We start from the raw sequence: 22,854 nt of genomic DNA, 5'->3' as shown, positions 1-22,854 counted from the left end.
TCCCGTATCGGGTGCGGGGAAGGGTGACGTCATGCGATGCGACGAAAGTCCCCTTCAGCCGCTAGCACACGAGGGCGCGTAGATCGTCCAGCAAGACAGGGAGAACCAGTTCCTCTTCGATGCGCACTTGGCGTCGCTCGAGCGCCGGTCGTAGTCCCGGATCCCAGGAGGCGTCCGCCGGTCTGCCTGCCAGCGGACCACCCGTCGCGGCCGTCGCGGTGTACGTCGCGGCATCGAATCGCCAGGGCTGCCAGGAGATCCTGTCCCGCAAGGTGTTGCCGATCCGGATGCCGCCCCAGTCGAAGTCACCGTGATACCTGAACCGGGCACCGTCCGCAGCCAGAAGATCGAGCAGCCGCCACACCGCGGCCGATGGCTGGCCGTTCACACAGACGAGGGGAGGGCATCCGGGGCCCAGCTCATCGGCCGCGGAGGCGAGCACGATCGGGTTCTCGCAGACCGACACGACCCCGGAGCCGACACCGAGAATCGCGGCGTTCAACTGACGTAGTGTCAGCACACACGGCTCTCCGGATTCCCTGGCCAGTGCCAGGATCCGGCCGGTCACCGTGTCCGCGCCACCGGACAAGCCGAGGCACAGCACGGACGAGGACAGCTCGTCACGGTGTACGCCGACCGCGGCCCAGGAAGCACGGCGTTCGCCCGCTGTTCCGTCTCCCACCGGTGGGGTGCCACGAAGGCACCTCGCCGCGGAGAGGACGATCGTCGCCAAGGGGCGCCCGTCGTCCAGGCCGTGCGCGTCGCCACTGGTTTCCGCGGCGAGGCGCCCCAACGCGATGCCCTTTGAGGGCAGCTCGGTGAGAACGCGGACCGCCGCGCTGGTCAACGCCGAAGCGGCCCCTGGATCGGAAGCCAATCTGCGAACCATGCCGGTGGAGTCCAACCAGCCGCGCCAGGTGGCCAGTTCCGGACGTTGTGCGGCCAGGTTGTCCAGGGGCTGATGAGCCGCTGCCCAAGCCACGGCTTCCCTCTCGCGGTCAGGCACGGTTCCGATCAGCAGCTTCGCCACGTCGGCGAGGCCGTCCGGCGCCGCACCGCTGCGGCGGAGTATCGCATCGACTTCGTCCAGAGAAACGCTGAGGGAAGTACCGGTTCCGGCTCGGCGACCAAGCAATCTTTCGATGGCTCTGCGCTGGTCATGTGTCGCCGAGCCGAGGGTGACGATCCCGCTCAACGGCTTGCCGTTGATCATCCGTCGGCGCAAGCGGTCGAGCAGCCACTCGGTTTCTTCGCCACCCAAGAGCCTGCGAAGGCGGTCAAGATCGGCCATCAGGCGCTCGGGACGTACGGAATCGGTCGTTGCTCCTGGACACGTTCGCGGCCGTTCCACCGCCAGGGCGTCACCAGCACGGCGTCGATTCCGTCGCGCCGGGCGAGCTGTGCGATGGCCAGACCGGGTACCTGCGGATAGCAGCCCCATTCGCGTTCGCTGGTCATGACGACATCGAGATCGAACGCGGCGAGCAGACCGAGGCACTTGGCCCGTGAGTCGTCGTCGACGCCGGCGAAGGCTTCGTCGAGTGCGATGAGGCGTGGTGTGTGGGGATTGGCCGACGACGAGTAGAAGGAGGACGCCGCGGCGAAGAGTGGAACCGACGCGGCAAGAACTCGTTCGCCGCCGGACGCCGGTCCGGTCGCCGACCGCCACTGACCGTCCTGGTAGCGCTGGATCGCGAAATCGTGCCAAGAGCGGTAGTCCAGTGCGCGAGTCAGCTGTTCGACCCAGCCACCCGCCGCGTCTTCGGCGTGTTCGCGGTTGATCTGCTCTTGGAGGAACCCTCCGACCGCGGTGCGGTCTTCCGCGCTCCAGGCGTCGGCGGTCTGCCGTAACAACCGGTCTCGCACCCGGCCGAGACCGTCGGGCGCCGTCCTTGAAATGCGCCACTGCAGCCGCAGGCGCATTCCGGTCGACGTCGGCCGGGCCTCCAGGTCGGTGTTGATGGACCGAACCTGGTCTTCGGCGTTGACGATCAATTCTTGCAGCGTGCCCGCCACTTCGTTGATGAGGTGGTTCTCGAGGATTTCGCGTTCCTTCGCCGAGAGCAAGTTCGCTCGCTGCTCGTTCTCCACCTCCAAAGCCGCCACCAGCGTCGGAATATCTTGAGTGCGCCCCTGGAACAGCACATCGACGACGATGATCCCGTCTCGTACGGTCATGCCGACCGAATGGCCATGCGTCGACAGCGCGTCGGTGAGCAGCTTGTGCTCGGCCGAGACACGTTGCTGCACCAGTTCCCATGGACGGTCTGCGTCGTCCACTCCGTCCAATGCGGTGTTGACGGCCCGCGCGAGGGCGACAGCCGGGTTGGGAGCCCATTCCTTGCCGGCGTCGGGGAATTCCAGTTCGGGAATGGCGGTTGTCAGCAGTCCTGTCATCGCGAAGGCCCGCAGCTCACTGATGGCCTCGTCACGTTCGGCCGTGGCGGTCGAGATCGAATCACGGAGTGTCTCGCGACGCCCATTGGCAGTACCCCGCTCTTCGCGGACAACCTGCTCTTCTGTGCGCACCTGCTTCTCACGAGCGTCCCGCTCGCCCAGTTCCTCGGCGACCGCGGCCAGCTTGCGGTACAGCTCGTCGACTCCCGCGCCCGCGGTCTCGATCAGTACACGGTGACGTTCCGCCACGGCTTCGGCGTCGGCGCGGGCTTCGACGGCCGACTCCTGTGCTTCGCCGTGGTGTTCGGCGGCTGCTCGCTGTTCGTCTTCGGCCTTGGCCGATTGCGCCAGCGCTCGAGCCAATGCCCGCGCCGCGGGCCAAAGCCCGGCCAGGGCCACCCGATAGTCACCGACGGCTTCACGAACTCGAGCCAGCTCCTCGCGGTCTGTCGGTAGCCCGACATCACCGGCGAATTCGACGACCTTTCCCTGTGCCTGCTCGGCTTCGTCAGCACACTCGCCGGAAATTGCCACTGCCTCGCCGAGTCGGACGTCGATCCGGCGCTTCGACTCGTGCTCGTTGGCGAGTTTGACATGAGCGTCGCGGAGTTCGTTGTCTTTCGGCTGAGCTCGGTGTTCCGCGGTGAGTGCAGCTCGCCGCGCGGCCAAGCTGTTCTCGGCGTCCGTCAATTCGGCCAGGCGCCGATCCAGCCGCGTTCCCTCTTCCCGCAGGCGCCGGACTCGTTCCCTTCGGGCGGCTTCGCGGGCGCCCTCGCCCAGGTAGCCGGCCTTGTCCTTGTGCCACGCCCCGCTCAACACGCCGACGGCGAATCTGCCGTCCACTCCGACCCAAGTGTGTGCACCGGGACCGAGGCCGATCGCGCGCAAGACCGATTCGACCACGTCGTCGTCCAGGGCCCCGGCCTGAGGGTCGGCCCGGTCCACTGCCGGAGCGAGCACCGCGGTGAGGCCACCGCCCGTCGCGGGGTCGCCGGGCTTGGCGACCACGTCACCGGTCAGAGTGCTGTGCAGTTCACCGTCCGGGGTTACCCAAGCGTCCAGAATGCCCGCGGCCTCCAACGCCGCTTCGAGACCGGCTCGGTGCTCGGCATCGACGCCGGGGACGAAGTCCACGACCTTCCAAAGCGGCGCGCCCGGGCGGCCGGTTCGGGCCTCTTCGTCACGGGTGTACGGCGTCGGCGGTGCGTCGTGCCCGCCCGCTTCGAGCCGGGCGATCTCGTCGGAGATGGCTTGCTGTTCGGTTTCCGCAGCCGTTCGTCCGGCCTCCAGGGTCGCTTGTCCGCGGCCGAGTTCCGCGGTTGCCCGCAGCACGGCTTCTTCCACGGCGGATGCCGCCGGGCTGTCACCGGTGAGGGTCTCGGTCCATGTGTCCAGCGAGTCGAGCAATTCGTCCACATCGGACAAGGTGAACTGCTCTACCTCCGCCAGGTAGGAGCGATAGGAGGTGACAAGCGCCGCACCGTGCTCGGCGATGTTCTTCTCTGCCGTCGTGATCCGTTCGGAGACACCCTGTTGCTCGGCGGTGATCCGGTCCACGCTTTCGCGTGCCGAGCGCAACGCGGCCTCGGCCTGCGTCGCGGCGTTGAGCAGCTGTCGCAGCTGGTCGACCGCCTTGGTCCGCCGTTCGATGAGTGCCTGCCCGGCTCGCTCATCTTCGTCAGCGACGACAGCAGCATGTCCTTCTGCCAGGTACGCCGCTTCGGCGGCCTCCCGCGCTATGTCCTTGGCTTTTTCGAAAATCTCCGAGTCGGCGTCAATCGTCCGCCGTGCTGTTTCGGCGTCCGCTTCACGGCGGCTTAGGTTGTGCACCGCTGATACCAGGTCGCGTTCCCGCGAAGCGGCGAATCCGCTGAGCTTGTGGGCCTCTTCCCCCACTCGTTTCAGGGTCTCCGCGTCCCGCATCTCCGGACTGCTCTGCAGCGCGGCGCGGCGTGCCTCCAGCTGGGCCTTCGCCGTTGTCAACTCACCGAGCAGCCGTTCTGTTCCGTCGAGTGCCAGTGTCGCCTTTTCGTAAGCCGCCTCTGCTTCCCCCAAGTCCCGTCCGAGCTGTTCGTACCTGCTGTGGGTGTGGCGAACAGGTGCCGCACGGCGTTTGGCCGCGATCCGGGAATAGCGCCGGTAATGGTTGAGAAACTGCTCTGCCGCCGTCTTCGCTTCGGCGAGGGCCCGCAAGGTCCCCCGCTCCTCGTCCAGTCCACGGAAAGCTTCCGCGACCGTTGTCACCAGGGCCGGGTCGAGCGGCGGTAATGCCTCGGTGAGCGCTCGGGACAGCAGTTTCTCATCCGGCTTCTTCGACAACTGCGGTTGTCGCAGCTGGATCAGCAGATTGACAAGGGCTTCGTAGCGGTGCTGTCCCAGCCCGAAAAGCGCTTCGTCCACCGCGCGCCGGTACTCGGACGCGGTGTCGTACACCAGGCCGTGTCCATCGACGGCGTCTTTGAGCTTCTCCCTGGTCAAGGCCACTCGGGTGGGGCTCACCAGGGAGAGGTCCCGGCCGATGCGCTGATCGGTGACGAAGAACCAGTGCCGGGCGATGCCGCGTCCGGCGACCGCCTTGAGGCCACAACCGATCGTGCGGTACTCGGCACTCCCGTCAGGAAGGGCCCTGCCGAATTCCAGCCAGGTGTAGCCGAGGCGTTCGTTGTGCGGATGTTTCCCGCCGAGCAGCAGGTTCCATTCCATGCGTTTGTTGCGGTCACCGTCCGGCTCGACCCGGTGCGCCGACAGTTCGCCGTCGAGCAGGAACGGCAGGGTGAGCGCGAGCACCTTGGACTTGCCGGTTCCGTTGTTACCGCGTAACAGCAAGCGGCCATCGTGGAAGTGGAACTCTTCGATGTCGTAGTAGAACAGGTCGACCAGGCCGGCACGAAGTGGCTGCCAACGGGCCGTGTCCGGAACGGGCAAGCTCATTTCCCGGTCTTCCTCTCCCGAATGGTGGGTGCGTCGATCCGATAACGGCCGATCGCGGGCAGCGCACGCACCATCGGCGGAATCCCTTCGGAGTCCTCGACGAGCCGCAGCGCGCGCAGCTTGTGCAACGCGATGGCGAGGAGCTCCTCATCGGCGCCTTCTTCGGTGACTCCGCGGCGCCAGTAGGTGGCGTGTTCACGGGCGATCTTCCTGATATACGCCAGCAGTCTTTCGATCGGCACCGGTCCGTTCCTCGCCGCGAGATACTCGGCGACGAGCAAAGTGGCATGACCATCGGTGCGCTGCTCCGGCATACGCACATCGGTCAGCTCGTCGTCGGGGTCGACCATCGCGATGCCCTCCGCGCGGACTTCGGCGACCAGCCCGGTGGCCTCCTCGATCCGGCGCGTTATCGCGTGCCGCTGGCTCGCCAGGTACGTTCGTTCGTCGTCGGCCAACTCGGCGTAGTAGACCACTGGATCGTCGAGCAGGCGGCGGGTGAGCCGGTGACGCAAGGCTCGATTGCGCAAATCATCGGTGTCGGCGACGGGTTCGTGGGAAAGCTCTTCAAGCCTGGTTTCGAAATCGGCGGCGTCGATCGTCGAAGGACCACGACCACTGGTCAAGAGCGAGGCGAGCACTCGGCGCTGTACGTCATAGAGGACGTCTCCGTTGTCGCTCAGATAGGCGTCTTCTTCACCGGCGACACGCTCGAGGACACCCCAGGTGAGCAGCAGCCGGACCGCGGCGACAAGATCCGAACGTTCATCGCGCCGGCTCAGCGTGAACGACACGCCCGCGTTGACAAGCTCGGGTTCACCCGCGGCGGCGAGCACACCTTCGGCGAGGCGGCCGAGGGTGATCTGTGCGTCGGCTCGCTCCAGAACGGCCAGTGCCAAGCAAAGCAGGACGTACCTGCGACGCCCGAACGGCGGTTTGCCCTTACCGTCCCTCGCCGGGTGGGTCTGGTCGGTCAGGGTCGGCGCGGTTTTGAACAAGCGCGCCGACTCCGCGCCGACCAGTAGCCGCCAGCCCGTCTCCGTGGCAAGCCAATCACGAAGGTCCGCCGCGTGGCGCCGGACCAACCGCAGTACTTCGTCGTCCGCTCCCGCCGTCAACAACGGCTTGGCGAGTAGCGCCCGCAAGGCTTTCCGCTGCTGGGTAGAAGTTTCCTCGTCAAGCGTGGTCATGCGATCGCCTCAACCCGGCCGTTCCCGATCAGGTTGACGATCTCGATCAGGTGTTCCGGCCCGCGGAGAATCCCGTCCTCGGTTTCGATGCTCACCGTTCCGCCGCCGCGCAGAAGCGTCAAGCGAATCTCCATCGTCCCGTCGCTCGTGGTGGTCCGGACCTCGTGATCGCCAGGGGCGCGGGCCGAGAGCGCGTCGCCGAGAAGACCAAGGAAAAGCCGGAACGCCCGTGAGTCGAGCTCACCCAGCGCCGATAGCCGCGTCGGCCCCGGCGTCTCCAGCCGTTCACGCGCCGCGGCGACCTGCTCGGCTTCGAGAGCCGCTTGCTCGGCCAGGATCTGCCGCTGCTCCGCACGGTCCGCGACCCGATTGGGCCGGCCACGACGCTCGTAGGTGCCCGTCCTGCGCAATTGCGGGCTGATGTGCACCCCTGACGCCTGCCGCCACGGCGTACTCGGTGCGGGCTGTTCTTCCTCCCAGGCGGCAACGGTTTCGCTGTCGACCGTGAGGTGTCGCGCAGAACTGAGCCCGAACGCCGTCCGCCACAGACGATGTGCCGCTTCATCGTCCGGGGACTCCGCGAACCAGCGAGCCAAAGTACGGAAATCCGCCGAGCGATCGGAACGCCCGGAACGACGCTCGTTGAGCGCGGCCACCGTGTCGATGAGCTGGGTGATCGCCGTGACGGCGGCTCCGCGCAGCAGCCGCGCCTGTGACTGACGTCGAGTGTCGGCCGAGACGAACCAGCCGTGCAGCCCCCGCCACCGATTTCGCCAAGTGCCGTAGCAGCTCTCGATGGCGGCAGCGTTCTCGTGATCGTCAGGCGCGACGTCGGCTGCTTCGCGTTTGGCAGCCACCATGAGCAGCTTCTCCACGCCGGCTTCTTCGATCTTGCCGAGCAAAGTCGCGATCTCCGCGCCTCGGTTGGCGAGATCGGCGATGAACCGGTTTACGTAGTCGATCAGCCGCTGCTTGTAGGCGACGAACGCTTCCACGTCCCCGTCGGCGAAATCGATCACCCGGCGTAGCGACGCCATGAATGCTTGAGCGTTGTCAGCCAAGCCTGTGAACCGCTCCGCGAGCGCGAGCAACAGCAAATGCACCTTCGCCGGGTCGATCTCCCGCGCCCTCGCCAGCTCTACGAGCGCCCGCAGCTGCGCGGCGATATCTTCCAGTGCCACCGACTGCAGCGAACCCCGTCGACCGAGAGCCTGGTCGTAGACCGCGAGCGCTTCTTCAGCGGCTTGACCGGCCGCGGTGAGCTGGTAGAGGTACCGGGCGCGATGGAAGTCGGCGACGCTGGTCACCCGGCTCGTATCCGGATCGGCCCGCAAGTTGCCCCAGTCGACAAGCTTGTCCAGCGCGTCCGCGACCTGCTCGATGTCACCCGATCGGCCCAAGTCGGTCGTGACGTCCTCCGGCCGCATGTGCACGATGAACCGGTCCCTCGCCCGCGCGAACGTCAGCAGGACATCGCGGTAGAGCGCCGCGTTCGGCGCACTCAGGTGTGCGAAGGGCTGCGGCTCCTGTCCGTCGGTCACCATCCCATTATGGAGAGGGCACCGACAGTTTCAGCGCGGCCCCCACCGCACGCCTGGTCGGCACGCGCATCTGCCTGGGTCGCAGGACAGTCGTCCAGTCTGCGCGGCAACTGCGAACCACAGGCAACCATCGGAAAGTGTCGGACGTGTCTGGTCCACTGGTTGCTCGATCGCGCGAAGTGCCGGCGTACTGGACGAGGGGCTTGCGAATGGCGGAGGACAGCGGGTGGCGCACGCTGCCCGATGGCCGAAGAATCAAACTGCGGAACAAAGGTACGGGGGCCGCGGTAGCCGCTGCGGCGGTGATCGTGGTCGGCGTCGCGAGCGGCGGGATGGGCGCGTTGGGAGGTCTCGGCGGCGGCTCTACGGCACCGGCGCTGGAGAGCAACTTGGCAGGCGATGTCGTCGATTCTCTGCCTGGCCGCTCGCTCAAGACGCGTAAAGCCGAGGCGCAGAACTCGGCGAAGCGGGGAAAGACGGACGAGGCGTTGAGCCGTTTCAAGCTCAAGCGACTCGACCGCCAGGTCAAGCATGAGATCGAGTGTGTCGCCTCGTCGACAGGGAAAGTGCGAGAGTTCCTGGTCCGCACGCCCTGTACCTCGTTGCACCGGATGTTGATGGCGGTGGGCGACGGCCATGGCAACGCGGCGGTGGTCTCAGTCGTGCGGGTCGGGTTCCGAAGCAAGAAGCAAGCAACTGCGTTCGAAAGGGTCAAGGCGGTCCACGGCAGTGGGGATATCCGCCCGCTGGAGATCGCCGCCATGCTAGGTCTGGCGAATGTTCGGATCAGCGGCCTGCACTACTCTCCACGTCCGGAGGGACACGGGATGGTAGTGGCGGAGACTGACACCGCGGCCGGTCATGTGGACTCCGCGACCCTGGACGCCCTTGCCGACGTCGCTGTCTATTTGCCGGTAAGATAGTTGGATAATCGGCGACTGGCCGCACTTCGTCAATGGTCGATTCGACGCCGTCCACGTTCTCCGGGAGAGTCACATCTCGAAGTGACTGTCGCATAGGGACCGTTTCCTCTTCGCCGATGCTGTATCTATCCAGTTCGTGAAGAATCATTGGGATTGCTGAATCACACTTGCCGAAGTTCAGTTGATCTGAGGCCGGAACAATCAGTGTTGATGGTTCCGCGCTACGAGTCTTGTCTCCGGTCACCGGACCCTTCATGGTGCACTCTTCATGTCGGAGGACGCGCGGTTCGGCAAGGCCTCGCCCGCACGTCGGGGGCGATCGCGCTGAACCGGTCACCTGGCCTCTGTGTGGTTCGAGGGCTGTCCGTGACTCGGTGAGCGAAGCAAGGGCGGCCGTGTCTTGATCTACTCCGTCAACGCCTGGTGGTCGCCGACTGAGTGATCTCTGGCGACCTCTGAGTACAAGGCTCTGAGATATGTCTGAGACCTTGTAAGATATCTGCAGGCAGGGTACGACGACCTTGTCGGGGACATGAAGGTTCCCAGGAGCGAGGAGCGGCGAATGATCGACATCACCGTCAAAGTCCCTGATGAGCGCGTCGCCGAGTTCTACTCGATGTTCGGAAGCTGGCTTGCCGAGCCCGCGACGAGCGAGGGCTTGCCGGCGGATGAGCTCGTCGCGTGGAGTCGCTCCGACGGCGAACTGGCCAAGATCGTCTGGGGAAAATTGAGCAAAACCGCCAAGGCGCTTTTCTCGATTTTGATGAACAAGCCTGGAGCGAAATTCAGCGGCGACGAACTGGGTCTGCTGCTTGAGCTTTCCAACGGAAAGCATGGTGTAGCCGGAATTCTCGGGTGGCCCGGCCGGCACTGTCAAGGGGCTGGGCGGACGTGGCTGTGGAGATGGGAATATCCGGAAGGCGAGAATGTGCGCTACTGGATGACCGATGAAGTCGCCGACCTCTTCCGGCAGGCGCGAGATCACTGAGTGCGTCCTGCTGTCTGTGTGCCCCCGGCAGGATTCGAACCTGCGACACCCGCTTTAGGAGGGTGGTCACCAGGCGCTACTAGGGACTCTACCTGCAACGTTAGTAACGTGGGCGGCCTCGGAGGGCGCACCGATCACACCGGTTAACGGTGGCTCGGGTCATAGGATGGGTCACGTCAGAATTCCTCCGCCGCTCGGGCGTGTCGTGCTTGGTGGGGCCTACCTCGGTGTGACCGCCCGACCGCGAACGCGGCCAAGCACCGGACGCTCAGGCTCCCTGCGCTGCGGCGGACACCTCAGCGAGCAGGCGGCGCAGCCGCTGCGCCGGCGGGCGGGGGACGTCGGGTGCTGCGGTATCGACGAGTACGCCTTGGGCCGGAAAGATGCGGGTGACCCCGGAGATCGAGCCAGCTCCGGCTCTGCTCCCGAAGACTTCGCGGACGGGTGCCACGATCCGATCAGCGACGATCAGGTGAGCGGCGACGGCATTCGGACGCGCGTTTAGACCTCGACGAAGTCGGTTCGCGGGGTGAATCGGGTGTCACAGTCGCGGCAACTTCGACCTCGATGTCCAGCAGCACGCCGTTTATCTCAAGAGCCAGGGCGGCTCCTAAAAGATATAGAGGAGCAACTTTCAGCACAACGAGTGACGTGTCGCTGCGCTTGCAGACCTGGTCCATCATCTCCGTACGCTGGGGCTGTGATGGACGACGAGATGCCCGAAGCTGAGGTGTCCGCCGATCTCTGGTCGGCCCTGCTACCCGGGCAAGATCTGGTTCCTGCCTATCTGACGTCCCGGTTCGCCGCGCAGTACCGCGTGATCGTCGAGGTTCTGCTGGCCGAGCAGGACACTAGCTTGACCGGGTTGTCCCACGATGAGGTGTCAGCCGGTGTACGGGATCATCTCACCGCTCAGGTGCCGAGCGAGGCTGTCGATCGTTTGCTTGCTCCGGAGGTACTGCACCTCGATGCCCGTATGGAGCGGCTCGTGCAGTGGCAGGTGGTGACGCGCTGGCAGGAGGCCGCACGATCCGGGGAGGACTTCTTGCGCCGGCGCGACCGGTATCAGCTCACGCCGAGGGCGGCCGCCCTCCACCTTTTCTGGTCGTCGGCCGACGCCGTCGAAGAGGGTGCCAGCGACTTGACTTTGGCACCGCGTGCCATTCACGAACGACTGGATGCTTTCGCCGAATCGATCCGTCAAGCCGTCTACACCACCGCGGCCACGGAGTTCCAGCAGGTCGGCACCATGCACCATGCGATGGCCACTGCGGCTCGCGGCTGGCAACGCACGTTGGCGCACGCCCTGTCCGGTGGGCCGGATCCGGGGAAGCAGGACTTGCTCTGGCAAACGTTGAGCTCGTACATCGGTATGTGGGGGGAACAGGTCGACGTCCACACGCCACGGATCGCGCAACTGCTGGCCCAACTCGACCCGCTGCTCACGCCGGAGGTGTGGGGTGGGTGCGCACGCGCCGCACTGGATACGGAGGTGAGCGAGGAAATTGTGCTGTCCCAGGCCAGGCGCTGGGAGCACACATGGGATGCACTCGGTACGTGGTTCCGCGGCGCCGACGGTCAAGCCCGGAAACTACGGCGCCAGCTGCGCAATCTCGTGGCGCCGTGGGCACGAAACATGAACCTCCTGCTGGACACCGGAGGTGCGGTGACTCGGCGCGCCGAACTCCTGGCGTTGGCTGTCGCGATCGAGCGAGCTCCGGACGACGACGCCGCGTGGCGGCTGTGGGACACCGCTGCCACGGCCTTCTCCGCGCGGCATTTGCTCCTTGTCTCGGATTCCATCGATGACCATGAACTGAGTTGGAGTCAGGCTCCGCCCGCACCGGTCACGGCTCGGTTCAGAGAGCAGGGCGCGCGGGCTGCCGTCGGCCGGCGGACCAGAATCCCGGACTACGCGACGGGCAAGGCGGAGGCCAGGCGCGCGAGACTGGCCGCCCAGGCCGCTCGTGCCGGAGCCGAGGCCGGATTGCGGCAACGCTCCGGAACCGACTTGGCCGAATGGGCCGAGCTCACCGACGCGGAACTGGACCTTTTGCTTGAGTTCATCGGAGTGGTGCGGCGCAAGCGTTCGGAGACCGCCGTGACCGGAGACGGGCGCTGGCAGATCACCTTGCGCCGGCCGTCGAGTGCGGCGGACACCACGATGCTGCGTGCTGACAGCGGCAGCATGGCGACCCTCAACTGGCACTTCCGGATGGAACCCGCATGAACCGCGATACGGCGGAGAGGCAACGAGCCTTCACTGCACTACTCCGGTCGCCGGTCCTCGACCGGTTCAGCCGCCCGGAAGTGTGGCCGTTGGTGCGGATTCACCGGGCGGTGCTGGGCGAGTGGTTCGCGCACCGGCTCGGCTATCGGCTGGTCGTGACGGATTCGGCGGCGCGTTTGTTCCGGCTGCCGCTCGAGGGCCGCGTGTTTGCGCCACAGCGGTTTCGGCCACCGGCCCGCCGGGTGCTCGTGCTGGCCGTGCTCGGCGCTGCGGCAGCCGAGGACGCGGAGGACATCACCACCACACAAGATCTTTCCGACCGGGTGAGGGCGCTTTCCGCCCACGAGGACGTCACGCTTGCACCGTACGATCCCGATCGGTTCGCCGAGCGCATGCTCTTCGCCAAGGCTGTGCAGCTACTGGTGTCCGTGGGCGCGTTGCGGTCGACCAGCCGGGACGATGATGAGCAGCGTGAGGGGTGGGCACATCGCCGTGACGCGATCGGTGGTGCGTATGAAGTCCGTCGCGAGCTGTTGCTGCGCATGGTGGACCCCGTTTCGTTGCGTGCCGCGCTGACCGATGGGCACGATGGCGAGCCTCCCCACGAGTCAGCGGCCCGGTTCGGATTGATGCGCCGGCTGCTCGAACTGCCTGTGATGATGTACGAGGATCTCACTGACGCCGAGCGGGTCTATCTGACGAGCCAGCGTCATCGGGTGCTGGCCTGGTGCGCGGAAATGACTGGCTGGCCGGTCGAACAGCGAGCCGAAGGAATGGCGCTGATCGCTGCCGAAGAACAGGACACCGATCTCCCGTTCCCGAGGCTGCGGGCGGCGGATTTCGCTGCTCTCATGGTGCTCGACGAGCTCATTCGCGGGCATGGTTCGGGCAGTGTCATCACCGCTGAAGACCTAGGCAGGGCGGCAGCAGAGGTCAGGGCGAGGTACGCCAAGGCAATGACCAACGAGCTGCGGACGGACGACGCGGTGGAGTCCATCGCTCGTGACACGCTCGTCGCGCTGGATCTGATGCGACCTGCCGGATCTCCGGACAGGTGGCGCCTGAGCGCGGCAGCGGCACGTTACCGTGATCCTCGAGTCGTGGTCGTGAACGCGAGGCTGGACGAGGAGGGAATGGGTTGACGCAGGTGCAACCGGACGGCGAGCGGTGGCTGTCGGCCGCGATGTCAGGTGGGCTGCCCGAACCGAGGCGTTCCCGTTGGCAGCCACTGCGGGTGGGCATCGTCAACCTGTGGGAATACGATCAGGCAGAGTTCTGGTTTGCCGATGGCCGCATGGTTCTTCGCGGTGGCAACGGCGCGGGCAAGACGAAGGTGCTCGAGCTGACAACGTTGATGTTGCTGCGCGGCGAAATCGGCCCCTCCGTACTCGATCCCTTCGGCTCTCAGCACCGGACGATGCGCTTCAACCTGCTGCCCACCGGCGACGACGACGATCCCCGGCCGATGTCTGATGCGGGTTTGGGCTACGCGTGGGTCGAGTTCGGCAGGGTCGACGACGAAGGAGTCCCCCAATTCTTCGTGTGTGGTCTGGGGGTGAGTGCCCGCCGCGGTAGCGGAACATCCGGGGTGACCACGTGGCATCTGATCACTCATCTTCGGCCCGGGCGTGATTTGCGTCTGTGCGTTGCTGATCGGCCGCTGGACCAGAAAGAGCTTAAGAAGATCACAGGGGTCGTGGTACCGGAGAGCGCCACGCGGTACCGGGCCAGACTGGCCGCCGAGTTGTTCGGACTGAGTTCTGATGCCTATGACAACCTGACCGAGTTGCTCAAGCAGTTGCGCAGACCCAAGCTCGGCGAGCGGCTCAACCCAGGAAATCTCGCCGAGACACTTCGTGCTGCCCTGCCTCCGCTCGCGAGCGCCGAGATCACGCAGCTCGCGGACGGGTGGGACAACCTCAAGAAACTCCGGGAGGCGGTGGAGGAGACTCGCGCTGCGGCGGTGAAAGTGGCCGGTTTCGTCCATAACGGGTGGACTCCGTGGGCTCGCACAGTGGTCCGCCTTCGGGCTGACGCACTGAGTTCGGCGACCACCAGGCTGGACGACACCACCAAAGACCGCCGGTCCGCCGAAACCGGCCTCTTCCAGGCGCGAGGGAAAGTCGAGAAGCTGCGAATTGAGTCTGCTGAGACGCGGGTGCGGCGTCAGGATCTTGCCACCGAGCTGCGCGAACTGCTGGACAGTCAGGCGTTCAAGGATGCTGTCGGTGCGGCGAGCCGTGCTGAGACGCTCAGGGAACAACTCGGCGGCCTCGAGGAGCAGTGCAGGGGCGGCGATGCGAGGTTTCGCGCGGCGGAGGACGAACTGTCCGAAGCCGCCGAAGGAGCTGACAAGGCCGCGGCCGACGTCGGGCAGGCCGAGTTGGAGACTGTTCGAGCGGCTGATCGCACACAGGGCACCGCGCAACCTGCCGGGCTGCGCGAGTCAGCGGCCCAGCATTTGCCTGCTCGCGACATCGCCGCTCTTCGAGCTGACCTCTCGGTACGTCGCGAGCGTTTCGACTGGCTGAATGGCCTGCACGGGACGTTCGAGCAAGCTGACCGGGAGGCAGAGCGGTCGGCCGAGACACTGTCGGATCGTCAAGCGGATCTCGACGAAGCTGTGGGGCAGCGGGAGGCGGCACGCGATGAGGTCTCGACCGCGGTGGACACGTTGCGCAGGGAGATCAGGGAGTGGAACGAGGCAGCCGTCTTCGTCAAAGCCGACGAGCGGACGGTCGAGGACTGGTGTGACCTGGTGGCCGAGCTGACCATTGTGGACGCACTGGAAACGCAACAAGTTTCCCCGGCTGCCGCAGTTGCCCGGCACGTTGGCGAAGTTCGCGACAAACTGCGGTCTCGCCGTGGCGTCTGCGAACATGAGCGCACCGCTCGTGTCGAGGAGCGAGCGCGTGTCGAGGCGGAGCTCGAGGTCGTTTTGAATCGATCCGAGCATCTGCCTGCGCCGCCGGAGTTCTGGCGACGACGCGACCGGCCGGGACCCGACGACGGGCTGGGTGCACCGTTCTGGCGGTGTGTCCAGCCGAGCGGTGAGGTCACGGCGGAGGAGCTGGATCTTTTGGAAGCGACGCTTGCCGCGGCCGGCGTGCTCGACGCCTGGTTCAGCGCCGATGGCAAGCTGACCGCGATCTCCGGCGGCGAGCCTGCGGACACCCTGATTCTGGAAGGAAAAGCGAAGCCCGACACCGACCTGACCGCGGTATTGGAGCCGACACCTGCAGGGGGTGTCTCGGCGCACACCATCCGAGCAGTGCTGACTGCCATCGGCTGGCACGGCTCCAGGCCGGCACCGGCCGACACCGCGGGTACCTGGCTGGCGGCGGACGGAACCTGGCAGTGCGCCGCGTTGACCGGCCGTACCGAGGCCACCCAGCCTGCATCCTACCTCGGCGCCACAGCGCGGGAGGCTGCCCGGCAGCGCGAAATCGTTCGCCTGCGGACACGGCTGGGAGACCTCGACTCCGCGATCACCGAGATCGAGGACCAGCTTCACCAGTTTGACGAAGACTTAAGAAGCATCGCCGGTGAGGCCGCAAGGATTCCCGCGGAGCGACCGGTCACGGATGCCGTCACGATGCTGCGTGAACGAGAACTGCGTGCTGGTGCCCTTGAACGCAAAGCGACAGCTGCTCGGGAGATCCATCGGCGGAACGAGTCAGCTCGTGACATTGCCTGGGCGGCATTTTCGGGTTACGCGGGAGAGCACTCCTTTCCCATCACGGACCTGGCTCACCACGGAGCGGCCCTACAGGCCTACCGGGAAGCGGTAGGCGAACTGGCTCGTCGCGTCGAGGTGCTCGGCTTGCATATGTCGACCCTTGAACGAGCGAAACGCGACCTCACCGCGGCCAAAGAGCGCCACTCGCGGATCAACGTCGAGCTTGAGACCCTGCGTACCCGTCGGCGGCAGACCGAAGTTCGGCTGCGCACCGCGGAAGCGGCGCTCACCACCGATATCCGCGCGCAGCTGGACCGTCGCACCAAGCTTGACGACCTGCTGACGCAGGTAGATCAGGCACTGGAACGCCTCAGCGAAGCGCGAGTCCAGGCCGAGACTGCGGTCGCACGAGCAGAGGAAACCCTTACACAGCACGAGGAACGGCGCCGAACAGCGGAACAGCTTCGCGACACCGCGCTGACGGCGTGGTGGGAGATCTACGACGCAGGGTTGGCGCGGCCCCTCAAGCTGGCGGAGCCGGAGCGCAGGACGGTCGAAGCCGGTCGGGATTCAGCCCGCGCCGCACGCCGCGAACTTCCCGACGCAGGTGACGAGGATCGCGCGTGGCGCCAGTGCTACAGCAAATTGGAAACGCTGCGACAGGATCTCTTGCCGGATCGGGACGTCCGGGTCCTGGAGCCCGACCGCGACGGCGCCATCCAGCGAGTAGCCGTTCTTGCCGACAGCGCCGCAGGCTGGCGGGCACCGTCGGAATCCGCGGAACTGCTCGCCGACCAGGTTCGTGCACAGGAGGCAGCGTTCGACTCGGAGCAGCAACGGGTCCTGACCACCCTGCTCGGCTCGGCGTTCATCGAGCACCTCAAAGACCGGTTGGATTACACCGCTCGGACTTTCACCGACATCAACAAGCAGCTGACGAGCCACCCCACCCGCCACGGCAACACCGTGCAGCTGAAATGGGAACCTGACCCCGCCGACCCGGACGCGGGGACTGTCGTCGACGCGCTGACGCAGGGCTATCAGCAGCTCTCACCGGCCCGGCAGGAAACGGTCCGTTCGTTCCTCGCCCGCAAGATCGACGCGGCTCGGGCGGACGCCTCGGCAGAAGGGGCTGCCGACTGGCGGGAGCAACTGTCCAGCGCGCTCGACTACCGCGGCTGGCTGAAGATCTCACTCCAATATCGGTCCGGCTCGACCAGCCGCTGGGCCCTGTTCGACGCGGCCAAGCACGGTGCCAAATCGGGCGGCGAGAAGGTCGTTCTGCTTTCCCAGCCACTTTTCGCCGCCGCAGTGGTTGCTTACAACGCCGCCAGCGAACTTGCGCCCCGCTGTGTCTGGCTGGACGAGGCGATGACCGGTGTGGACGAGGAGATCAAGGCGTCGTTCATGGGCTTGACGGTAAACTTCGACCTGGACGTGATGCTGACCGCGCACGACGAGTGGTGCAAGTACCCGACCGTACCGGCAGTCGCCGTGTACGACCTGGCACGTCACAGGGGTCTACCGGGAGTGGACGCGATCCCCTACCTGTGGTGCGGCAGTGAATGGACCGCTATTGCCCTTCCGGTGGCCGATGCGCGTGCTGACGAATCGCTGTTGTCGGCAGAAGGCTTGTTCGCGGACTTGGACACCGACTGATGGTCGTACCGCAGGGGATCGCGGACTGGGTGCGGCTACCCGGTCCCGCGGCGGTACTCGACGCCGTCCAGCTGCGGATCCGGCGTGAACAGCGCACCGAGGTCGGACCGCTCACCACGCTGAGGCTGACCGCCGAACAGCGTCGAGAAATCGCTTTAATGCTGGGAACGCGCTGGGAGCTGTCAGGCAAGCCGGTCCGGCTCCAGGACCTCGCGGCCAGACTCGCTGAACATCAGCTCACGGTGCGCAGCCTGGTGGAGTCGCTGTGTGGGCCGATCGAGCCGGACCGGGCTCGCCGCGACCGAGCCCAGAGTGTCGTCGTCGCTGAGCTGGAGCGCACAGCCGGAAGTCTTGCCGCTGTCGGGGTGCCGTCACCCGTGGTGGAGCAATGGCTGGCGGACACCGGTCTGCCACGTCCTGGCGAAGGAGTCTTGGCGGCGCTGGCCGAGCAGGTCGGAGAGGTCATGACCCAGCTCCAGGGCATCGAGGGGAAGATCCGGCTCGCGCAGCTGGCTGCCGACGTCCTGAATGATGCTCATGCCCTCGACTCCGATCGGATTCTGGGGCGTGCGGTTGCGCGGCTTCTGGCCATCGTCCACGAACTGCCGCGTCCGCAGCGAGCGGGACGGGCTTGGCGCGCGGCATGGGCGGCCGCCGGCGTGGTCTGCGACGGAGTGTCGTCCCGCGTGCTGGTCTTGAATCTCCCCTTGACCGGCGATGCTCCGGCTGCTCTGCTGTGTGCAGCGGCTCCCGGCGAACCGATCTGGCTGACCCTGCGGTCCCTGATCGGCAACTGGACGGCGTCGGCGGTCGACGTCTTCGTCTGCGAGAACCCGACTGTCGCAGAGGCTGCCGCAGACGCGCTCGGCGCGAGTTGCCCACCCCTGGTCTGCACGGACGGGATTGCGTCCGGTGCCGCACTCGACCTGCTCGCCGGTCTCAGCGGTGCCGGTTGCGTCATCCGGGCGAGGGCAGACTTCGATCCCTCGGGATTCATCATCGCCGGTCAAGTGCTGTCCGTTGCCCCGCGTGCGTTGTCGTGGCGTTTTGATGTCCCAACCTACGCGTACGAGAGCGGAACCAGCGGTGATCAGGTCGTCACAGAGGGTCTCGAAGCTGCGGTGGCCGCTTTGGCCGACGGCTATCGCACGGTCAATGCGCCGGTGCACGAGGAGCGAATGCTCGCCACTCTCCTCGATGACCTCCGGCATAGCAGCGAAGTCCAACGGTAAGTAATTTCGTAACGTGGCAGCAGGGGTGGTGACTATGCCTGATGCCTTCGGTGGATGCACTCTTCACCCCGGTCAAACCTGACGGGCATGCCGCAATGATGACAAGTGTTCGGTGTTCGGTCAAGCGAGAACGGCGAATGCTGGCACGCGACATGATCGACTGCAGACTATCCCCTGACTCGGATCATCCCGGCAAAAGTACATCGAGCGCTCCGGCGCAGTGCATGTTGACGGCGTTAACGTGCGATGATGTCCGGCGGTCGATACTTGCGTGTACAGTTGGCTGTGTGAACGTGAAGTCCTCAGGGCAGGTGGAAGCGCTGGTCACGGCCGCGGAGATCGCGACATTGGCCAAGGTGACGCGCGCAGCCGTCTCCAACTGGCGCAAACGGTATCCGGACTTTCCTGCGCCTGCTCGCGGTGCTGGCCGCAACGCGCTGTTCGCTCTATCCGATGTCGACGCATGGCTGAGACAGCACGCCCGAGGCGACACTTCCTCTCCTGAGGTGCTTATCTGGCAAGCGCTGCGCGCGCAGTACGGCGAGGATCTGATTCGCGGACTTGCCGATGTCTCGGACTTGTCTATCGCTGGTACAACCAGCCCACTCGAGCCGAGCCTTCGAGCTCGCATTGACGATATCGCTGCGCAAAGCTCACTCGCCGAAGTAATCACCGGACTGATAGAACGGTTCCTCGGTTCGCCGGGTCGAGGCGGCGCGGAACAGGTTACGACGCCTCGCCTTGCGAACGCGGTGCGTTTCTTCGCAGGACCGGTGACCGAAGTCGTTTTCGATCCCGCATGTGGGATCGGGTCGCTACTGCTCGCCTTCGAGGACGGATCTGGGGGCGCGGCCGCGGGGCAGGAAAGCAACCCGGCTGCAGCGCGGCTTGCCGCAGCACGTGCGCGATTCGAAGGCAAGGCCGATGTCACGGTCAAGGTCGGTGATTCACTTCGGGCCGATCAGTGGCCGGACTTTCGCGCGGCACTCGTGGTGTGCGACCCACCTGTCAACGTGGCCGATTGGGGACGCGAAGATCTACTTCTCGACGCTCGTTGGGAATTCGGTGTGCCAACCCGTGCTGAGAGTGAGCTGGCCTGGGTGCAGCATTGCTACGCCCACGTGGCGCCTGGGGGCCGCGCGATCGTCGTCATGCCAGCCTCTGTCGCCTACCGGAAGGCCGGCCGTCGGATCCGAGCTGAACTGGTCCGCCGTGGTGTTCTCACCGAAGTCGTGGCGCTGCCCGCCGGGATGGCCGCGTCGCATCCGCAACCGGTCCACCTATGGCAGCTCACCAGACCGGTCAGCCCGGACCAGGTCAAGTCGTTCGTCCGCATGGTTGATCTGACCGACAACGACCCGGACGGCCCGTTCGAACCGCTGTCGAGCCAGGTCGCGGATGTGTCGCGGGTGGACTTGCTCGACGAAGAAGTCGATTTGACTCCAGCTCGTCATGTCGTGCTGTTACGAACGGATCACCTGGCTGAGTACCTGGCCGTGTGTGAGGCAGTGGAAGGTGGACTGCAGAGGCTGGGAAACCTGCTGCCGTCACTCGCCTCGGGACCCGGTTCGCTTGACGGCTCGACGGTCCGGATGGCTGACTTGGCCAGAGCTGGGCTCGTCACCATTTCCGACGGCTCAGCCGTCTCCACAAGCGAGCTGCTTGACACCGACTATCTTGCCGGATTCCTGCGTAGTGCGGCGAACATCAAGCGCGCAACGAGTGGAAGCGGCAGCTTTCGGGCGGACATCCGCGGCTCTCGCATACCTCAGATGAGCATCGACGATCAGCGTACTTACGGTACCGCTTTCCGCACGCTCGACGAGTTCGAACGGTGCCTGGCAGACCTTGCGAAGTGGGGGGAGCGGGCAGCCGCGTTGGCACGTGACGGCTTGACCCACGGCGCGCTTCTTCCAGGGACGAAGGAATCTCAGTAGCGGGCGCTGGAAGACGGTAAGAACGGGCTGGCTGTACCGCTCCACGAGACGGAGAGTGCTTCGCGGGCCCGCGTGCAAGCTACGAAGAGCAGGCAACGCTCCTTCAGTATGTCGCTCTCATGCTGCTGCCGATCGACCTCCAACGGCGTGATCTCCCTCGCGAAGGGCACAGCTTTCGCGGTCACTCCAACGACAGCCACGCACCGGAACTCCAGCCCTTTCATCGCGTGCATGCTGGCCAGTCGTACACCGTCGACGTTCGCTCCGGGATGATCTCTGATCCGCACCGTGGGGATCCCATCGGCCTTCAGTCGATCGTGCACTTTGTCCAGGAAGATGTTGAACCGCGCAGAAACGGCTATCTCATTCGGCTCCACACCTTGGCCGATCCAACCGCGCACGCAGGCCACCAGCGCCGTGATCTCGGCTTGCTCGTCGGGGTATCCGGACTTGTCAGGTCGTCGGCCGTGGAGCAGCGAGCGATAGCCGATCAGGCTGTCGTTGTCATCTCCGTTGAGGTCTTCGACCGCCGACCCGTCGATCACGCTGGTCGACCAAGTGAGGATTTCGGCGGTGCTGCGGTAATTGATCCGGAGGCGGCTGCTGCGGCCGGTGACGGAGATACCGAGCGCCCGGAGCGATACCCGCGAATCGTAGATCCGCTGATGCGGATCGCCGGTGATGAACAGATCGTCCGGGCCAGCCGTGACGGCGGCTCGTAGCACCCGCCACTGGGCCGGGTGAAGATCCTGAGCTTCATCGACGACCACGTGGTCGAATCCGTGTGCCTTGAGATCCGACGCACCGAGCAGCTCGGCGGCGTCCGCGCAGATCTGCAGGTGCGTTGTGGTTCCCGCGGCTCGTAGTTCGGCCGAGAAGGCTTCCATGGCCTGCCAGAGCTGCTCTCTCTGTGGGGCGCGAAGCGCGGCGCCACGCCCGCGCCGGTCTGCTTGCAGGTATTCCTTCCGGCTGGTGACGCGCTGGGCAAGGACAACATGCCGGAATTCCTGCGCCAGGAACTGCTCGGTCCACGGCAGATCGAGCAAACGCCCCAGCCGGCGCCAGATCTGCCGCTCGTCGGCGTCGGTGATCGGAGACAGTGATCGCCCGGACAGATCTCGCACCACCCGGTTCGCGTACGCGTCGACAGTGGTGACTTGCACGCGTGCCAACTGGCCCTCGTCGTCGAGCAAGAGCGTCAGGTTGTCGCGTAGCGCTCTGGCCAATGCGTTGGTGAAGGTCGTGAGCAGCACCCGGGTGTGGGGCGCCTTCGACAGCAGATGCTTCACACGGTGTAGCGCGACGACCGTCTTCCCGGTTCCTGGACCACCAGTCACCTGCGCCGAGCCGTTGTACGAGACGCGATAGGCAACGCGACGCTGCGAAGGGTGGAGGAACACTCGCCATGCGGCGAACGGCTTCTCCAGAACTTCGGCCAGTTCATCCGGGCTGGTCACGAGTGTGATGCGACTTGTGGTGTTCGCGATGGCCATCGCCAGGCTGTCACTCGTTTCGGATCCCGCGCTCGCCCGCCGCTCCGTGACAACGTCGCGGTAGACCTCCTCAGGAGAGAAGCCTTCCGCGAGGAACTGTAAGACCTCGAACTGATCCTCGGGAAGCACACCGCCGAAGGCCTCCAGTTGAGGTTTGTCGCCGATCGCTCGTGCGGCGCGCAGGACCTGGTCGTCGATGCCGAGGTCGCGGAGGACCGTGTCGGAATGCCGTGCGAACAGCAACGTGGGCGTGTGTATAGCCGCTTCTTCCAAGGGCGGGGTCAGCTGCTCGATCGCGACGACGTTGCGTACCTCGACCGTGCGTGTCGCGGTATTGATCGTGTACAGCCGCTTTGCCGCCCAGCTGTACGCGTCATCGTGCGGTACCACGTTCAGCAGCAGGAAGACGCCGGTGCCGTCGTCGGGTGCGAGTACGACACCGCGCCAGAAGTCGGTGATGCGGATGGTCCGCATCCGGGGATCCCGTGCTTTGTCGACCGACTCCAGGTGCAACCCTTTGTCGGCATAGAGCTCGGCGACCGCGAGTTGCTGAAACTTCGCCATTGCCTTGCGTACACCGGCCTTTACTTGCTTTTCCAACCGGTCGTAGGTCTCCCAGAAGCTGTTGGCGAAGGCAAGTTGCGGCATGGTCGA

12 protein-coding genes are annotated in these 22,854 nt (G+C 65.6%); 7 read left to right on the top strand and 5 right to left on the bottom strand.

From position 1 onward, the window contains the following. Positions 1 to 61: 61 nt before the first annotated feature. The 4 genes from ACFOSH_RS18330 to ACFOSH_RS18315 are packed head-to-tail and all read right to left on the bottom strand — an operon-like array spanning position 62 to position 8,062. Entirely contained in the window at positions 62 to 1,291 is a 1,230-nt protein-coding gene (locus ACFOSH_RS18330; RefSeq protein WP_378240149.1) for a TIGR02679 family protein, read from the bottom strand. Continuing rightward, positions 1,291 to 5,328, bottom strand: a complete 4,038-nt coding sequence (locus ACFOSH_RS18325; RefSeq protein ID WP_378240148.1) for a TIGR02680 family protein — start codon at positions 5,326 to 5,328, stop codon at positions 1,291 to 1,293. Before ACFOSH_RS18325 ends, ACFOSH_RS18330 begins: the two co-directional genes overlap by 1 nt. Further along, positions 5,325 to 6,518 carry a TIGR02678 family protein gene (locus tag ACFOSH_RS18320; RefSeq protein WP_378240147.1) on the bottom strand — a complete coding sequence of 398 codons (1,194 nt, stop codon included), beginning with the start codon at positions 6,516 to 6,518 and terminating at the stop codon, positions 5,325 to 5,327. Before ACFOSH_RS18320 ends, ACFOSH_RS18325 begins: the two co-directional genes overlap by 4 nt. Next, positions 6,515 to 8,062: a TIGR02677 family protein gene (locus ACFOSH_RS18315; protein WP_378240146.1), complete on the bottom strand. Its 1,548-nt coding sequence runs from the start codon at positions 8,060 to 8,062 to the stop codon at positions 6,515 to 6,517. The genes ACFOSH_RS18320 and ACFOSH_RS18315 overlap by 4 nt, the downstream gene beginning before the upstream one ends. A gap of 206 nt (positions 8,063 to 8,268) precedes the next feature. Here ACFOSH_RS18315 and ACFOSH_RS18310 point away from each other — a divergent pair, with 206 nt between their 5' ends. The 7 genes from ACFOSH_RS18310 (at position 8,269) to ACFOSH_RS18280 (ending at position 20,707) form a co-directional block, all read left to right on the top strand. Next, entirely contained in the window at positions 8,269 to 8,982 is a 714-nt protein-coding gene (locus tag ACFOSH_RS18310) for a hypothetical protein (RefSeq protein ID WP_378240145.1), read from the top strand. Positions 8,983 to 9,544: 562 nt separating this feature from the next. Further along, positions 9,545 to 9,970: a DUF6416 domain-containing protein gene (locus ACFOSH_RS18305; protein WP_378240144.1), complete on the top strand. Its 426-nt coding sequence runs from the start codon at positions 9,545 to 9,547 to the stop codon at positions 9,968 to 9,970. A 703-nt stretch (positions 9,971 to 10,673) separates the two neighbouring features. Beyond that, entirely contained in the window at positions 10,674 to 12,200 is a 1,527-nt protein-coding gene (locus ACFOSH_RS18300; RefSeq protein WP_378240210.1) for a DUF2397 domain-containing protein, read from the top strand. After that, positions 12,197 to 13,342: a DUF2398 family protein gene (locus ACFOSH_RS18295; RefSeq protein ID WP_378240143.1), complete on the top strand. Its 1,146-nt coding sequence runs from the start codon at positions 12,197 to 12,199 to the stop codon at positions 13,340 to 13,342. The genes ACFOSH_RS18300 and ACFOSH_RS18295 overlap by 4 nt, the downstream gene beginning before the upstream one ends. Before the next feature lie 5 nt (positions 13,343 to 13,347). After that, positions 13,348 to 17,538, top strand: a complete 4,191-nt coding sequence (locus tag ACFOSH_RS18290; RefSeq protein ID WP_378240209.1) for a TIGR02680 family protein — start codon at positions 13,348 to 13,350, stop codon at positions 17,536 to 17,538. Continuing rightward, on the top strand, positions 17,538 to 18,770 hold the full coding sequence (locus tag ACFOSH_RS18285) for a DUF2399 domain-containing protein (protein WP_378240142.1): 1,233 nt from the start codon (positions 17,538 to 17,540) through the stop codon (positions 18,768 to 18,770). Before ACFOSH_RS18290 ends, ACFOSH_RS18285 begins: the two co-directional genes overlap by 1 nt. A 287-nt stretch (positions 18,771 to 19,057) precedes the next feature. Then, positions 19,058 to 20,707: an N-6 DNA methylase gene (locus ACFOSH_RS18280; RefSeq protein WP_378240141.1), complete on the top strand. Its 1,650-nt coding sequence runs from the start codon at positions 19,058 to 19,060 to the stop codon at positions 20,705 to 20,707. Here ACFOSH_RS18280 and ACFOSH_RS18275 read toward each other — a convergent pair. Then, the gene (locus ACFOSH_RS18275) at positions 20,701 to 22,848 is read right to left on the bottom strand and encodes a UvrD-helicase domain-containing protein (RefSeq protein WP_378240140.1); all 2,148 of its coding nucleotides are present in this window, start codon (positions 22,846 to 22,848) and stop codon (positions 20,701 to 20,703) included. The genes ACFOSH_RS18280 and ACFOSH_RS18275 overlap by 7 nt on opposite strands. Between the last annotated feature and the right edge of the window lie 6 nt (positions 22,849 to 22,854).

The organism is Amycolatopsis speibonae (assembly GCF_042647925.1).
Classification (GTDB): Bacteria; Actinomycetota; Actinomycetes; order Mycobacteriales; family Pseudonocardiaceae; genus Amycolatopsis; species Amycolatopsis speibonae.
The sequence above is the reverse complement of the archived record's forward strand: the minus strand, read 5'-3'. Positions and strand labels throughout refer to the sequence as shown.

Excerpts from the sequence above, each read along its gene's own strand:
- ACFOSH_RS18325 (WP_378240148.1), bottom strand. The coding sequence starts at position 5,328 with ATGAGCTTGCCCGTTCCGGACACGGCCCGTTGGCAGCCACTTCGTGCC.
- ACFOSH_RS18275 (WP_378240140.1), bottom strand. The coding sequence starts at position 22,848 with ATGCCGCAACTTGCCTTCGCCAACAGCTTCTGGGAGACCTACGACCGG.
- ACFOSH_RS18300 (WP_378240210.1), top strand. The coding sequence starts at position 10,674 with ATGGACGACGAGATGCCCGAAGCTGAGGTGTCCGCCGATCTCTGGTCG.
- ACFOSH_RS18295 (WP_378240143.1), top strand. The coding sequence starts at position 12,197 with ATGAACCGCGATACGGCGGAGAGGCAACGAGCCTTCACTGCACTACTC.
- ACFOSH_RS18305 (WP_378240144.1), top strand. The coding sequence starts at position 9,545 with ATGATCGACATCACCGTCAAAGTCCCTGATGAGCGCGTCGCCGAGTTC.
- ACFOSH_RS18315 (WP_378240146.1), bottom strand. The coding sequence starts at position 8,062 with ATGGTGACCGACGGACAGGAGCCGCAGCCCTTCGCACACCTGAGTGCG.
- ACFOSH_RS18285 (WP_378240142.1), top strand. The coding sequence starts at position 17,538 with ATGGTCGTACCGCAGGGGATCGCGGACTGGGTGCGGCTACCCGGTCCC.
- ACFOSH_RS18320 (WP_378240147.1), bottom strand. The coding sequence starts at position 6,518 with ATGACCACGCTTGACGAGGAAACTTCTACCCAGCAGCGGAAAGCCTTG.
- ACFOSH_RS18330 (WP_378240149.1), bottom strand. The coding sequence starts at position 1,291 with ATGGCCGATCTTGACCGCCTTCGCAGGCTCTTGGGTGGCGAAGAAACC.
- ACFOSH_RS18310 (WP_378240145.1), top strand. The coding sequence starts at position 8,269 with ATGGCGGAGGACAGCGGGTGGCGCACGCTGCCCGATGGCCGAAGAATC.